The organism is Glycomyces sp. NPDC049804, assembly GCF_040674615.1.
Classification (GTDB): Bacteria; Actinomycetota; Actinomycetes; order Mycobacteriales; family Micromonosporaceae; genus Glycomyces; species Glycomyces niveus.
Genome location: NZ_JBFAMQ010000005.1, coordinates 392,362 through 406,078 on the forward strand (window position 1 = coordinate 392,362; position 13,717 = coordinate 406,078).

Genomic DNA, 13,717 nt, shown 5'->3' on the forward strand with positions numbered 1-13,717 from the left:
GGGTGATGCCGGGAGCAGCGCGGCGGCGGGGACGGCGGCCGCGGCGGCGATGAGCCCGCGGCGGCTGAGACCTTGCGGTCGTGAGGGTGTCGACATTGACTCTCCAGGGTTCGTGCAGTCGAAAATGATGATGTGAAGGGTAACAATCGACATCGACGTAGTCAATATCTTCGATATTCAACGAGAGCGCCCCTGGCTGCGGCCCGAATCGGTTTGTCAATGTATGGAATCAAGTATCCATGTATGGACATGAACTTTGTTACATGATCTAATCAACCCATCGATGTTCGTAGATCTACGAATGTCTTAGATCGCGAGAAAGGTCTTCCATGCAGCGCAGATCGCTCCTCACCGCGGCACTCGCCGCACCGCTGGCCACCGTCGGCGCCGTCGGCGCCCTCCAGTCCCCCGCCCAGGCCGCGGCCTGGTCCACCTCCGACGACTGGGGGAAGTGGACCACCGGCGCCTACACCGTCAACAACCATGTCTGGGGCAGCGGCGCCGGCGACCAGTCCATCTGGGCGAACTCCCACTCCAACTGGGGTGTGTGGGCCAACCATCCGAACACCGGCGGTGTCAAGTCCTACCCGCACGTCGCCTACCAGCTCGGGCGCGACGTGTGGAACATGGGCAACGTCTCCAGCAACCACAACGTCTCCGTCCCCACCGGCTCCAACCTCGCGTACTGCACCACCTACGACGTGTGGGGCAACGACCACGACTACGAGATCATGATCTGGACGCAGTGGCACGGCGCCGTCGGACCGATCGGCTCCTACGTCACCGACGTCAACCTCGGATACCAGAACTGGGCTTTCTACCAGGGGCACAACGGCGGCAACCACGTCTACAGCTTCCTCGCGCGCAACCACTCCACCAACCCCTGGGTGGACATCACCGCGCACGCCCAGTGGCTGGTCGCCAACGGCCGCATGCCGAGGGTCACCATCGGCGAGATCGCGTTCGGTTTCGAGATCACCTCGTCGACCGGCGGCTACAACTTCAACTGCAACAGCTACGACGTGTGGGCGTAGCGCGCGCAAGGACCGCCGGGCCGAGGTGCCCGGCGGTCCCGTTGCGCGGAAAGGAAAGTGACCGAAGGGAGACCTCCCGGCCCGGCGGTCTTGACCCGGACCGGGAGGTCCGGTCCCTGATCAGCTCGACGGGATGAGCACGTACAGGCCCGCCGTGATCAGGAAGCCGAGGAGGCCGAGCAGGGTCGTCATCGGCGTCCAGACCCTGAGGCCGTCCTTGACCGAGAGCCCGAGGTAGCGGGTCACGATCCAGAAGCCCGAGTCGTTCACGTGGCTCAGGCCCAGGGAGCCGTAGCCGATCGCGAGCGCTACGAGCGCGAGGTGGACGGGGTCGAGGCCGAGCGCCTGCACGGCCGGGAGCATGAGCCCGGCGGCGGTCGTGATCGCCACGGTCGCCGAGCCCTGCGCGGCGCGCAGGATCAGCGAGATGAGGAAGACCGCGAGCAGGACCGGGATGCCGGCCGAGGAGAGCGAGTCGGCGACGGCCGCGCCGATCCCGGACTCGGTGAGCACCCTGCCGAAACCGCCGCCCGCACCGGTCACCAGGATGATGACGGCCGCGGCGGGCAGGGCCGATTCCATGACCTCGCCGAGCTTCGCGGCGGACCAGCCGCGGCGCACGCCGAGCGCGAACATGGCGGCGGCGATGGCCACGGCCAGCGCGAAGATCGGCTGGCCGATCATCGAGAGGAACCCGTTCCAGAAGGTCCCGGCCTCGAAGCGCGGGGCGATCGTGGTGCCGACCATGATGAGCGCCAAGGGCAGCACGATGATGCCGATGATGGTCCCGGCGCCGGGGGCCTTCTCGCCGTCCTCGAGGGTGCCGTTCTTGGGGCCGTCGTTCTTGCCGAAGCCGTCGAACATGGCCTTCGTGGCGGCGATCATCGAGTATTCGCGGCGGTTGAAGAGCTTGCCGAGGAAGTACGCGGCGACCGCGAGCGGGATCGAGACGGCGAGCGAGAGGATCGTGATCCATCCGACGTCGGCGCCGAGGATGGCGGCGCCGCCGACGATGCCCGGGTGGGGCGGGACGGCCACGTGGACGGCGAGCATGATCCCGGCGATGGGCAGGCCGAACTTGATCGGGTTGAGCCCGGCGGCCTTGGAGAAGGCGTAGATGATCGGGATGAGGATGATGAACCCGGCGTCGAAGAAGACCGGGATGGCGAGGATCGCGGCGGCGGCGGTGAGGGCGACGCCGACGCGCTTGGGCCCGAGCCAGCCGGTGAACCTCCCGGCGAGGGCGTCGGCGCCGCCGGAGATCTCGATGATCTTGCCGAGCATGGAACCGAGGGCGACGAGGACGGCGACGGAGCCGAGGGTGCCGCCGACGCCGGCGATGATCGCCTGGACGACGCCGAGCCGCTCGGGTTCGTCGCCTTGGGCGGGAACGGTGGTGAGCGGGAGGCCCGCGCCGATGCCGACGGCGATCGAGGTGATGACGAGGGCGTAGAACGCCTGCATCTTGCATTTGATGACGAGCAGGAGCAGGAGTGCGACGCCCGCGAGTCCGACGAGGATGAGGGCGGGGAGCGGCAGTGTGAATCCCATGACTACGCCTCCGTCTCGCGGAGCTGCGGGGCGACGACGCGGATGACCGCGGAGTCGTCGAGCGCGCCGAGGCCTTGGGCCTCGCCGAGGAGGAACAACTGCTCGGCGGCGGCCGCGACGGGCACGGCGAGGTGGGCGGCGCGGGCGGCGTCGCCGACGATGCCCATGTCCTTGACGAAGATGTCGAGGCGGCTGAGGACTTCGGCGCCGCCGTCGTCGTAGGCCTGGAGGGCGCGCGGGCCGCGGTTGCCGAGCATGAACGAGTTGGCGGCGCCGGCGGTGAGCGCGTCGAGGGTGCGTTCGCGGTCGAGGCCGAGGGCGTCGGCGAGGGCGAGCGCTTCGGCGGCGGCGGCGATGTGGACGCCGCACAGCAGCTGGTTGACGGTCTTGAGCGCCTGGCCGTCGCCGGGCTTGTCGCCCACGATGGAGAGTGTGGAGGCGAGCTGCTCGAGGACGGGCTCGACCGCCGCGAGGGCGGCGGGTGCGGCTCCGACGACGATGAGGAGGTCGCCTTCGCGGGCGCGGACGGGGCCGCCGGAGAGCGGGGCGTCCACGAGGTGGGCGTCCTGCGCGGCGAGGCGCGCGGCGGTCTCGGCGAGCCCAGCGGTGCCGACGGTGCTGGTGAGGACGACGACCGCGCCGGGCGCCAGGTGCGCCGCCATCCCGTTGTCACCGAACAGGAGGGCGTGGAGCTGGTCGCCGGTGCGGACGGCGACGAGGACCGTCCCGGCGTCGGCGACGGCTTCGGCGGCGGTCGCGGCGGGCGTGACGCCTTGCGCGGCGGCAAGGTCGAGCCGTTCGGCCGCGATGTCGAAGCCGCGGACGGCGAATCGCTCGGCCAGGCGCGCGGCCATGGGCAGGCCCATCGCGCCGAGGCCGATGACAGCGACGTTGCTGTTCATGATCGTTCCAATCAATCGGGGGACGGTCAGTCGGCGAGGACGCCGACCACTTGCGCGAGGGAGTCGGTGGAGCCGACGTTCCCCGCGAAGACGATGTAGGGAATGCCGCGCGCCGGGCCGTCCTCGGGCTGCCACAGGGACACGATGCCGGGGAGCATGGGGCCGACGACGGTGGCGCGCCGGATGCGGAGCGCTTCGGAGGCGGTGTCGCTGGAGGTGATGCCGCCCTTGGCGATGACGAAGCGCGGCGGGGCGAGGTCGAGGACGCGGGCGACGAGATCGACCACGCCGCTGGAGACCTGGCGGGCGATGGCGAGGCTTTCGTCGCCGTCGCGGCCGGTCACGAGCTCGCGGGTGGTGTGGACGATGACCGTGCCGGTCTCGAGGGCTTGGGCGACCTGTGCCGCTCGGGCTTCGAGGTGGGCGTCGCGGCGGTCGTCGATGAGCCGGTGCACGTCGAGTTCGACGGTCGCGGTGCCGGGCCGGGCTTCACGGAGGCCCGCGAGCTGGGCGGTGGTGAGGGGGACGTGGCTGCCGACGACGACGAGGCCGCCGCGGTCGTTGGCGAAGTCGATGCGGTCCTTGGTGACCGGCGCGGCGATGTCCTGTCCGATGTGGGCTCTGACGTAGGGCGGGCCGACGCGCAGGAGCGCTTGGACGCCTTCGCGTTCGAGCCGGTGGAGGGCGAGGGCGACCACGCGCATGTCGCTCTCGTCCACGGCGTCGACGGTGACGAGGGTGCCTTCGCCGAGGGCGCGGAGGAAGTCGGCGACGGCGTCGGGGCCGGTGCGGATCACGTCGACGGTGAGGGCGGCGACGTCGGCGGCGGGCACGATGCCGCCGGTCTTCTCGGCGACCCAGTCGCGCAGGTCGGAGGAGCGGAAGCCGAAGGTGGCGTCTTGGGCGAAGGGGGTCTCGCCGACGGGGGTGGCCTCGCCGTCGACCACCCAGTAGTGGACGCCGCGCACGGTGATGCGCCCGGCGTCGGGGAAGGCGGGCACGAGGAGCGTGAGCGCGGGGGCGGGGCGGCCGTGTTCGGCGATGGCCTCGGTGAGGACGTCGGTCTCGAGCGGGAAGTGGCCGCGCAGGGTCGAGTCGGAGCGGGAGACGAAGGTGACGCGCTTGCCCGCGCGCGCGGCGGCGGCCAGCGCGGCGGCGGCGACGTCGCGGTTGCGGGCGGCGGCGGTGCCGGGGTCGAGGGAGCGGGTGTTGGTGAGGACGTAGACGGCGGCGGCGCCGGTGCCCAACGCCCAGTCGAGGTCGGCGGGTTCCCAGCGGGTGAGGACGGGGAGTCCGGCGACGGACTGGGTGCCGGTGGGGTCGTCGTCGAGGACCACGAGGACGGAGGCCGGGTCGGTTTCGGCGCGCACGTCGGCGGCGGTGACCTGAGCGGGTGCCGGCACGGTGGCGAGCAGCGTCGCGACGTCCACGTGAACTCCTTCGTTCAGTCCCGGGCTCGATCCCGGATATCAGATATCAGATATCAGATATCCTGCCTCGGTTTTCCGCGTTCGTCAAATCGGGTGGAGCGGAGCGGCCGTCCTAGCGGCGCGAGTGCACGTATTCGAGCAGGTCGCCGCGGGTCTGGTCCATGTGGCTGGCCATCGCGTCGCGGGCGGCTAGCCGGTCGCCGGAGGCGAGCGCGTCGACGATCGCAGTGTGCTCGGCGATGGCGTGCTCGCGGATCTCGGCGACGGCGCTGGTCTCACTGCGGGTCTCGGCGAGCATCGCAGTGAGCGGCAGCAGGGCCGCCACGAGGATGCGGTTGTCGGCGGCGTGGAGGATGACGTCGTGGAAGGCGAGGTCGGCGGCGACGAACGCGGCCACGTCGGTCTTCGCGTGCGCGGCCTTCATGCGCTCGATCTGCTCGCGCAGCGCGTCGAGGTCGGTGTCGGAGCGGCGCTCGGCCGCGAGCTGGGCCGCGCCGGTCTCGATCATCATGCGCACTTCGAGCAGTTCGAGCGAGGACCGCTCCCGCTCCCCCGCGCTGCGGGCGTGCCGCACGACCGCCTCGAGCCCGGTCCACTGCGCGACGGGCGCGACCCGGTGGCGCCGGCCCGGCACCTGCACGATCACGCCCTGGGCCTGCAGCAGCCGCACCGCCTCGCGCAGGGTCAGCCGAGAGACGTGTAGATCCTCAGCGAGCACGCCCTCAGGGGGCAGCGGTTCGCCGGGTCGCAGCTTGCCGTCGATGATGGCGTCGAGGACCTGTTCGACCACCTCTTGCGTCCGTGACGCTCGCGCCATCGGCCCTCCTCCTCTGAATGCCGCCAGCGTAAGCCAATCGGCGATCCGCCGGGGAACGAGGTCGCAACTGGAGTGGTCAGGCCGTCACCTGCCCGGTGGACCACGCCCACGCGGCGATGGCGTACCACCAGCGGCGGCGCGGCCTCTGCGAGGCCTGCGGCCGCGGCTGATCTCGCGAAGCGCCGCGATCGGACCGATTGCGGCGCTTCGGCGTGGTCGATGCCGTTGTGCGGCAGCGGTTTACTATCGGGGCCTTTGCTCCTGCGAACGGAGGTCGCCATGGCCCATCCCCCGGTGTACCACGACCCGCAGTTCCCGCCGCCGTTCGAGCCGCGGCCGAAGATCGTCGCCGCCGTCGTGTGGACGCAGTGCCTCACCGTCGTCATGCTGGTCCTGACCGCCGTCAGCTTCCTGGTCGTGAAAGAGACGGTGCGCGGCGAGGCCGAGCGGCTCATGCACCACGACATCACGGGGGATTTCGAGATCGCCTCCGGTGAGATCGACCTCGTGGTCCAGGGCGCATTCACCGCCATGGCGGGCTTCTATGTGCTGCTCGCCGCCTGCTACGCGCTGCTGGCCGCGTTTAACAGCCGCGGCGCGCCGACCGCGCGGTTCCTCACGCTCATCATGTCCTGGACCGCGGTCGGATGCTGCATGCCCGCAAGTTTCTTCACGCGGCTCAACCGGGACTTCTTCGCCCACCGTTCGCTCCTGCCGCAGGACAGCGGCGGCATGGACTACAGCAACGAGGCGAACGAGTGGGTCGTGGCGGCCACGCCGCAGTGGGTGGACGTGCTGGACTGGGTCGCGGTCCTGCTGATGGTCGGCGGCGCGTTCGCGCTCATCTCGTTCCTCAACTTCCCGGCCGCCAAGCACTACTTCCGCGACCGCTGACCGCTCACCGCGTTGCGAGACCGGCGAGTTCGGCGAGGCGGCGGTGAGAGTCGAAGAGGGCCTTGCGGTCGTAGGAGGAGGTGCCGATGAGGAGTTCGTCCGCGCTGGTGGCCTCGACCAGGTCGGCAAGGCGCGGGGCCACTTCGTCGGCGGTGCCGTAGACCGCGCCCGTCAGCGCCTGTTCGAGGTGCTTGGACTCGCGGCTGGTCTTCTCGGCGGCCCTGATCTCGTCCGCGGGCCGCAGCGGCCGGAACTCGCCTTTGGTGCGGGACAGCGCGGTCGACCAGAACTCGGGCAGGAGCAGGTCCTCGGCGGCCTCGCGGGTCTCGGCGACAGCGACGCTCTGCGCCACGACGACGTACGGTTCGGACCGCCACCCCGAGGGCCGGAAGTCGCGCCGGTAGTCGTCGATTTTGGCGCGGGTCGCCTTGAGCCCCTTGGACGGGGCGATCACCAGACCTACGCCGTGCCGGGCGGCGTACTCGCCCCCTGAGCCGACCGCGAGCACGAACGGCTCGGGGCGGAGCCCTTCGCCGGGTCGCGCGTGCACGCCGGGGTGGGCCGCCTGCTCACCGGTGAAGTAGCCGAGGAGTTCGGCGAGGAGCGCGTCGAAGTCGTCGGCCTCGTCCAGGTCGTGCCCGAGCGCGGCCCGCACGGCCGGGACGAAGCCGAGGGTGCGGCCCAGGCCCATGTCGATGCGGCCTTCGAAGAGCGATTCCAGGACGCCGAACTGCTCGGCGACCACCAGCGGCCGGTGGTTGGGCAGCATGACGCCGCCGGTGCCGACCCTGATGCGCGAGGTCGCAGCGGCGACGGCCGCGGCCAGGACGGTGGGCGCCGAGCCGGCGATGCCGGGCACGCTGTGGTGCTCGGCCACCCAGTAGCGGTGAAAGCCCAGGTCCTCGGCCTGCTTGGCGTTGGCGACGACGTCGCGCAGGGTCTCGGCGGGCGTCTCGCCCCCGGCGATCACGGCGCGGTCGAGCAGCGAGAGCCGGAGGGGGTGCGGAGTCCTCATATGCCGCGCAACGCCCGTGCGGCCGCGAATGTTTCGCGATCCGCGCCGATCGTGCCCGGTCTCACCGGCCCGGATCGAGGCCGAGGTCCCGCCGCGGGTGGCCGACCATGGTCGCGGGATCGACGATGCGGTCGAAGTCGGCGGCGCTCACCCCGAGGGCGAGCGCGGCTTCGCGCAGCGTGGAGCCCTCCGCGTCGGCCTTGTGCGCGATCTCGGTGGCCTTGTCGTATCCGATGTGCGGGCTGAGGGCGGTCACGAGCATGAGCGAGCGGTCGACGTGCTCGGCGATCTTCGCGCGGTCGAGCTGCGTGCCTTCGACGCTGAAGTCCTTCAGCTTCTCGGCGGCGTCGCCGAGGATGCGGGCGGAGTGCAGCACGTTGGCGATCACGACCGGGCGCATGGTGTTGAGCTCGAAATGGCCCTGCGCGCCGGCGGCGGCCACGATCGAGTCCTCGCCGATGACCTGGAGGCACACCATCAGCGTGGCCTCCTGCTGGGTCGGATTCACCTTGCCGGGCATGATCGACGAGCCCGGCTCGTTGGCGGGCAGGCGCAGTTCGGCGAGTCCCGCGCGCGGACCCGAGGCGAGCCAGCGCATGTCGTTGGCCACCTTCATGAGTGCGACGGCGACGCCGCGCAGGCCCGCGCTCACCGCGACCATGCCGTCCAATGAGGCCTGTGCCGCGAACTTGTTCGGGGCGGTCACGAGCGGCAGCCCGGTGAGGTCGGCGAGCTTCGCGGCGATGGCCTCGCCGAAGTCCTCGGGGGCGTTGATGCCGGTGCCGACGGCGGTGCCGCCGGCGGCGAGGCCGCAGATGCTCGCGAGCGAGTCCTCAAGGCGCACACGGGCGTCGCGCAGCTGCGCGGCCCACCCGGACCACTCCTGGCCCACGGTGAGCGGCGTGGCGTCCTGAAGGTGGGTGCGGCCGATCTTGACGACGTCGACCCACTGCTCGGCCTTGAACCGGATCGTCTCGGTGAGCGCGTCCAGCTGCGGCAGAGTGCGGTCGCGCAGGGCCAGGAGGGTGGCGAGGTGCATCGCCGTGGGGAAGCTGTCGTTGGAGGACTGGCTGAGGTTGACGTGGTCGTTGGGGTGCACCGGGGTCTTGGTGCCGATGCCGCCGCCGAGGAGCTGGTTGGCGCGGTTGGCGATGACCTCGTTGACGTTCATGTTGGTCTGCGTCCCGGAACCGGTCTGCCACACCGAGAGCGGGAACTCCGCGTCGAGGTCGCCCGAGACGACCTCTCCGGCGGCGACCACGATCGCCTCGGCGATCACCGGTTCGAGCAGGCCGTGCGAGGCGTTCACCAGCGCGGCGGCTTCTTTCACGCGGCCGAAGGCCCGGTAGACGGCGGTGGGCATCCGGTCCTCGCCGATCGCGAAGTGGTGCAGGGAGCGCTGGGTCTGCGCGCCCCAGTAGTGCTCGGCCGGGACCTCGATCGGCCCCATCGAGTCGGACTCGGTCCGCGTCCCGGTCGCGCCGGTGCCCACCGGCATGCTCCGCAGTCGGTACTGCTCGTTCGCCATCAGAAAGGGCCCCTCGCGCTCGATCCCGTTTCGCCCCAGGATTCCACGATTCCGGGCGGTCCGCTAAGACTCGCCCCCGGTGTGCGGTCCGCCGAAATGCCGCGACGGTACATGATGTGTCAATGACCAGGTAGGATGGCGCCATCATGAACGACGACACACCGTGGCTGAGCCCGCGCGAGCAGCGCTCCTGGCGCGCCTTCGTGCGCTTGAACCAGAAGCTCACCGCCCGCCTCGGCAGCGAGCTCCAGTCGCAGTCGAAGCTCTCCGGCCCGGATTTCGCGATCCTCGTGGCGCTCACCGACGAGCCCTCCGGCCGCCTGCGGTTCCAGGAGCTCGCGAAGAACATCGACTTCGAGCAGAGCCGCCTCTCGCACCAGATCGCGCGCATGATCAAGCGCGGCCTGGTCGCGCGCGAGGAGTGCGCCGAGGACGGCCGGGGCGCGTTCGTGACCATCACCGAGCAGGGCGTCGAGGCGATCGAGGTCGCCGCGCCCCTGCACGTGGCCGCCGTGCGGCGCCTCGTGCTCGACGCGATCTCCCCCGAGGACCTGGACGCCCTCGGGGACATCGCCGCGCGCGTCCTCCGGCACCTCGAGACGACGCCTTAGGTCCTGCGTCAGGCTGCGCTCAACGCGAAGGTGACGCCCGTCAGCTCCTCCGAGACCGACCACAGCCGCGCGGCCGTCTCGCGGTCCTTCGCTTCGGGGATCGTCTGGACCACGACCGGCGCGCCCATGCGCTCGCCTTTGCCGTTGGGGCCGTAGTACTCCCCGCTCTGCGCCGCCGGGTCGGTGGCGGCGCGCAGCTGCGGCAGCGCGCCCTGCGCCTGGGACTGGGTGGCGAACGGCATGAGGAGTTTCGCGAGCAGCCGCACGGGCGCGTTCATGCCGTTCGCCACGAGCTTCGTCGCGGAGAACCCCGGGTGCGCGATGAGGCTGCGGATCGGGCTGCCCGCCGCCCGCAGCCGCCGGTCGAGTTCGAGGCCGAAGACGGCGTTGGCGAACTTGGACTGGCCGTAGTAGCCGACGGCGCTGTACCGCTGCTCGCCGGTGAGGTCGTCGAAGTGGATCTTGCCGTGCCGGTGCGCGAGCGAGGAGACGGTGACCACGCGCGGGTCGCGGCCGGCTTCGAGCAGTCCGAGGAGCCGCCCGGTGAGCGCGAAGTGGCCGAGGTGGTTGGTGGCGAACTGGCGCTCGTGGCCCTGCGGGCTGAGCGAGCGCGGCGGGGCCATGACGCCGGCGTTGTTCACGAGGAGGTCGAGCCGGTTGCGGTCGGCGTTCAGACGGTCGGCGAACTCGGCCACCGAGTCGAGGTCTTCGAGGTCGAGCGTGCGCACCTCGAGGTTCGCGCGCGGGTGGTCGGCGCGGATGTCCGCGACGGCTTCGCGGCCTTTGGCCTCGGAGCGGGACGTCAGGATCACGTGCGCGCCGCGCCCGGCCAGCGCGCGGGCGGTCTCGATGCCGAGGCCGCTGTTCGCGCCGGTGACGAGGGCGGTGCGGCCGGTCTGGTCGGGGATGTCGGCGGCGGTCCAGGGCTTGGCGCTCTGCTTGGTGCTCATCGGGGCCTCCGGTTTCTTCGCGGTCGGGCGATCCGGTCCGCGAGGTAAGCTGAACTTGAGTTCATCTTTATCATGAACCATGATTCAGGTTATTGCAAACCCGGCGACGGGCGTCACACGGGTCGCGATGCCCTACGATGCGGTCGAACGAGAGGAGAGGGATGAGCGCGGAACGCCCACTGCGCGCCGATGCCGCGCGCAACCGCTCCAAGATCCTCGAGGCCGCCGACCGGCAGATCGTCGTCCACGGCCCCGAGGTCCGCATGGACGCCATCGCTGAGGAGGCCGGCGTCGCCGTCGGCACCCTCTACCGCCACTTCCCCACCAAGGACGCCCTGGTCGCCGCGGTCATCGAATCCCACCTCGAGCGGATCATGAACGAGGTCGAGGCCACCGCCGACCGCATGGAGGCCGGCGCGGACGCGCTCGAAGAGCTCCGGCGGTTCCTCCTCGGCGCCGTCGAGCTCGCGGCGAGCGACAAGGCCGCCAAGGCCGCGGCGCAGTCGCTCGGCGCGCAGTACGACATCGAGCGGCCGATCACCCGCGCCATGGCGGCGATGGACCGGATCCTCAAGGCGGGCAAGAATACCGGCCGCTTCCGTGCCGACCTGACGGTGGACGACTTCTTCCTCTTGTTCGCCACCGCGCCCTCCGACCAGCCGGCCAGGGCCCGCGAGCGGTGGATGGACCTGGTCCTCAACGGCGTCGCCGCCGCGCCCGTCGCGACGGCGAGCGAGAACGGCTGATCGAGGCGGCATGCCTCGTTGTCGATATATATTCCTTCACAACCCCGATCGGGCGAACCCCGAGGAGAGGACCATCTGATGAGGACCGTCGACGTCGCCAAGGGCGCGTATGGAATCGCCTTCGCACCCGACGGCACGACCTGGTTCACCGTGGCCGAAGGCGACCGGGTCGGCCGTATCGCGCCGGGCGGCGAACCGGAGTACACCGAGCTGGCGGCCGGGTCGCAGCCCACGGTCATCGCCGTCGCACCCGACGGCGCGGCCTGGTTCACCGAGTTCAAGGGCCACCGGATCGGCCGCGTCGGCGCGGACGGCGCGCTCACCGAAGTGCCACTCGCCGAAGGCGCGGGGCCCTACGGCATCGCCGTGGACCGCACCGGCGCGGTCTGGTTCACCGAATCCGGGACTGACCACATCGGACGAATCGACACCGACGGGTCGCTGACCCGGTTCGCGATCCCGGCCACCGGCGCCTTCGCCTCGGCACTCGCCATCGCGCCGGGCGGCGACGTGTGGTTCACGTTGAACGCCAGGGCATCGGTCGGGCGCGTCGGCGACGACGGCGCGGTCGAGGTCATTCCGCTCGAACTGCCGGGCGCCGCCCCGGTCGGCATCGCGGCCGGAACCGGCCGGGTGTGGTTCGCCGACATCATGGGCGACCGCGTCGGGCACCTCGACGCCGACGGCACCGTGACCGCCTACGCGCTCAAGGAAGGCGCGCGGCCGCACGCGGTCGTCGCGGACACCGAGGGCGGCTGCTGGTTCACCGAGTGGGGCGGCAACCGGATCGGGCACCTCAGCGCCGGCGGCACGGTCACCGGGCACGACATCCCCTTCGCGAACAGCGAGCCGCACGGCATCGCGATCGCCCCTGACGGCGCGGTCTGGGCCGCCCTGGAGACCGGCCAGCTCCTGCGGATCGAACCGGGAGCCTGACCCGGGCCCTAGACCAGGGTCTGGACGAACTCGACTGCGAGCCACCCGGCGAACACCAGCAGGATCAGCCCGGAGACGCGGTCGAACCAGACCCGCCGCTCCTTGGTCATGAAGCGCCGCAAACCGTGTGCCGCCGCCGCGAGTACGAGGAACCAGGCCCACGAGGCGGTCACCGCACCGAGCGCGAACGGCACACGCGTGCCGACCGCTTGGGCGGTGATCGCCGCCCCGAGCACGCCGACGGTGTCGAGGATGGCGTGCGGGTTGAGCAGCGAGACGGCCATGGTCCGGCGCAACACCTGCCCCCGCGACCAGACACCGGTCTCATCGTCGAGTTCGGTCGATTTGGCGCGCAGGGACTTCACGCCGAGGTAGGCGAGGAACAGCGCGCCCGCGAGGAGCATCGCGGGCCGCAGGCCCGGCACCGAGTGCAGCAGCGCCGAGGTCCCGGCCGCGCCGAGCACGATCAGGATCGTGTCGCACACGCCCGCGCCGATGACGGCCCACAGCGCCCTCGGCATCCCCAGGGTCACGCCCTGCCCGAACACGAAGACGTTCTGCGCTCCGATCGGCACAATCAGCGCCAGCCCCAGGGCCAGCCCGGTAAAGAAAGCGGCGGTCACCGCCCTTGCCGCCCTTCGCCACCCATGCCTCGGACCTCCCGATCAGGATGCGGCGGCCGTTCGGCCGCCGGGTGCATGCTACCCACCGCACGCCGCAATCGCCCCCGCAGCACTTCAGCCTGCCTTCAGCTTCCCCGAGGCAGGGTTGTTGCCGGGGGCGCTCCGTACTACACGCGAGGGTAACTCCCGCACAAGCGGCGGGGTCAGGCGCCGGGACTCGCAAGCGCCTCGAGGATCGCCAGCGCCCGGTCGGCGTGCTCGTACGGCACGAACAGGTGGTCGTGGTAGAACCCGGCGACCACATTGCAGCTGAGTCCGGCTGCGGCGAGTTCGGTTGCGACGGCGGCGGTGAGGCCGACCGCGTCGAGCGCGGAGTGGATGCGCAGGGTGATCCAGGCGGCCTCGTAGTCGTAGCCCAGGCCCGCCCGCTCCGCCTCCTCGCGGGTCATGACCAGGGTCAGGCCCTCCGCTTCGGCGACCGTGACCACCGGTGCGACACCTGGCGGAGCGGCGGCCGCCGTGACGGCGGTGAAGACGTACGGGCCCGGATGCAGTTCAGGACGCATGCCGCGCAGCAGCTTCTGGAGATCGCGCTCCCCGCTCATGGGCCCTCCTCCGACTCGCGGGCGACGCGCCGATGCTAGCCGACCGCAGGCCGGGCCGCTCCGGGAACGGCGCAG

The 13,717-nt window shown here is 71.0% G+C and carries 14 protein-coding genes; 5 read left to right on the forward strand and 9 right to left on the reverse strand.

Going from position 1 to position 13,717, the window contains the following annotated elements; all coding sequences use genetic code 11:
• The first annotated feature begins 329 nt into the window (after window positions 1-329).
• Complete coding sequence (locus AB0K52_RS10890) at window positions 330-1,034, forward strand: hypothetical protein (protein WP_363529366.1); 705 nt, start codon at window positions 330-332, stop codon at window positions 1,032-1,034.
• Between the two features lie 120 nt (window positions 1,035-1,154).
• Here the strand turns inward: AB0K52_RS10890 and AB0K52_RS10895 are convergent, their stop codons facing one another.
• The 4 genes from AB0K52_RS10895 to AB0K52_RS10910 form a co-directional block, all read right to left on the reverse strand.
• Entirely contained in the window at window positions 1,155-2,585 is a 1,431-nt protein-coding gene (locus tag AB0K52_RS10895) for a GntP family transporter (RefSeq protein WP_363529369.1), read from the reverse strand.
• A 2-nt stretch (window positions 2,586-2,587) separates the two neighbouring features.
• A complete protein-coding gene (locus AB0K52_RS10900; RefSeq protein ID WP_363529372.1) occupies window positions 2,588-3,487 on the reverse strand; it encodes an NAD(P)-dependent oxidoreductase in 900 nt (299 codons plus the stop codon).
• A 26-nt stretch (window positions 3,488-3,513) separates the two neighbouring features.
• Window positions 3,514-4,917 carry a four-carbon acid sugar kinase family protein gene (locus tag AB0K52_RS10905; protein ID WP_363529375.1) on the reverse strand — a complete coding sequence of 468 codons (1,404 nt, stop codon included), beginning with the start codon at window positions 4,915-4,917 and terminating at the stop codon, window positions 3,514-3,516.
• A gap of 112 nt (window positions 4,918-5,029) precedes the next feature.
• Window positions 5,030-5,734, reverse strand: a complete 705-nt coding sequence (locus AB0K52_RS10910; protein WP_363529378.1) for a FadR/GntR family transcriptional regulator — start codon at window positions 5,732-5,734, stop codon at window positions 5,030-5,032.
• Window positions 5,735-6,013: 279 nt separating this feature from the next.
• Between AB0K52_RS10910 and AB0K52_RS10915 the strand changes: the two genes are divergently transcribed.
• Window positions 6,014-6,628, forward strand: coding sequence for a hypothetical protein (locus tag AB0K52_RS10915; RefSeq protein WP_363529381.1), 615 nt, complete (start codon window positions 6,014-6,016; stop codon window positions 6,626-6,628).
• Between the two features lie 4 nt (window positions 6,629-6,632).
• Here AB0K52_RS10915 and AB0K52_RS10920 read toward each other — a convergent pair whose 3' ends face one another.
• Both AB0K52_RS10920 and AB0K52_RS10925 read right to left on the reverse strand, forming a co-directional pair.
• Window positions 6,633-7,643, reverse strand: coding sequence for an MsnO8 family LLM class oxidoreductase (locus tag AB0K52_RS10920; protein WP_363529384.1), 1,011 nt, complete (start codon window positions 7,641-7,643; stop codon window positions 6,633-6,635).
• Window positions 7,644-7,704: 61 nt separating this feature from the next.
• Complete coding sequence (locus AB0K52_RS10925; protein WP_363529387.1) at window positions 7,705-9,171, reverse strand: class II fumarate hydratase; 1,467 nt, start codon at window positions 9,169-9,171, stop codon at window positions 7,705-7,707.
• Between the two features lie 146 nt (window positions 9,172-9,317).
• Between AB0K52_RS10925 and AB0K52_RS10930 the strand changes: the two genes are divergently transcribed.
• Window positions 9,318-9,782 (forward strand): MarR family transcriptional regulator, encoded by a 465-nt coding sequence (locus AB0K52_RS10930; protein ID WP_363529390.1) that lies wholly within the window; start codon window positions 9,318-9,320, stop codon window positions 9,780-9,782.
• Between the two features lie 8 nt (window positions 9,783-9,790).
• On the opposite strand, the gene AB0K52_RS10935 is transcribed toward AB0K52_RS10930, so the two are convergent.
• Window positions 9,791-10,732: an oxidoreductase gene (locus AB0K52_RS10935; protein WP_363529393.1), complete on the reverse strand. Its 942-nt coding sequence runs from the start codon at window positions 10,730-10,732 to the stop codon at window positions 9,791-9,793.
• Between the two features lie 161 nt (window positions 10,733-10,893).
• On the opposite strand from AB0K52_RS10935, the gene AB0K52_RS10940 reads away from it, so the two are divergent.
• Both AB0K52_RS10940 and AB0K52_RS10945 read left to right on the forward strand, forming a co-directional pair.
• Window positions 10,894-11,478 carry a helix-turn-helix domain-containing protein gene (locus AB0K52_RS10940; RefSeq protein WP_363529396.1) on the forward strand — a complete coding sequence of 195 codons (585 nt, stop codon included), beginning with the start codon at window positions 10,894-10,896 and terminating at the stop codon, window positions 11,476-11,478.
• Window positions 11,479-11,556: 78 nt separating this feature from the next.
• Window positions 11,557-12,414, forward strand: coding sequence for a virginiamycin B lyase (locus AB0K52_RS10945; RefSeq protein WP_363529399.1), 858 nt, complete (start codon window positions 11,557-11,559; stop codon window positions 12,412-12,414).
• Window positions 12,415-12,422: 8 nt separating this feature from the next.
• Here AB0K52_RS10945 and AB0K52_RS10950 read toward each other — a convergent pair whose 3' ends face one another.
• Both AB0K52_RS10950 and AB0K52_RS10955 read right to left on the reverse strand, forming a co-directional pair.
• A complete protein-coding gene (locus AB0K52_RS10950) occupies window positions 12,423-13,037 on the reverse strand; it encodes a LysE family transporter (RefSeq protein ID WP_363529402.1) in 615 nt (204 codons plus the stop codon).
• Between the two features lie 203 nt (window positions 13,038-13,240).
• Entirely contained in the window at window positions 13,241-13,642 is a 402-nt protein-coding gene (locus tag AB0K52_RS10955; protein WP_363529405.1) for an ACT domain-containing protein, read from the reverse strand.
• Window positions 13,643-13,717: the final 75 nt, after the last annotated feature.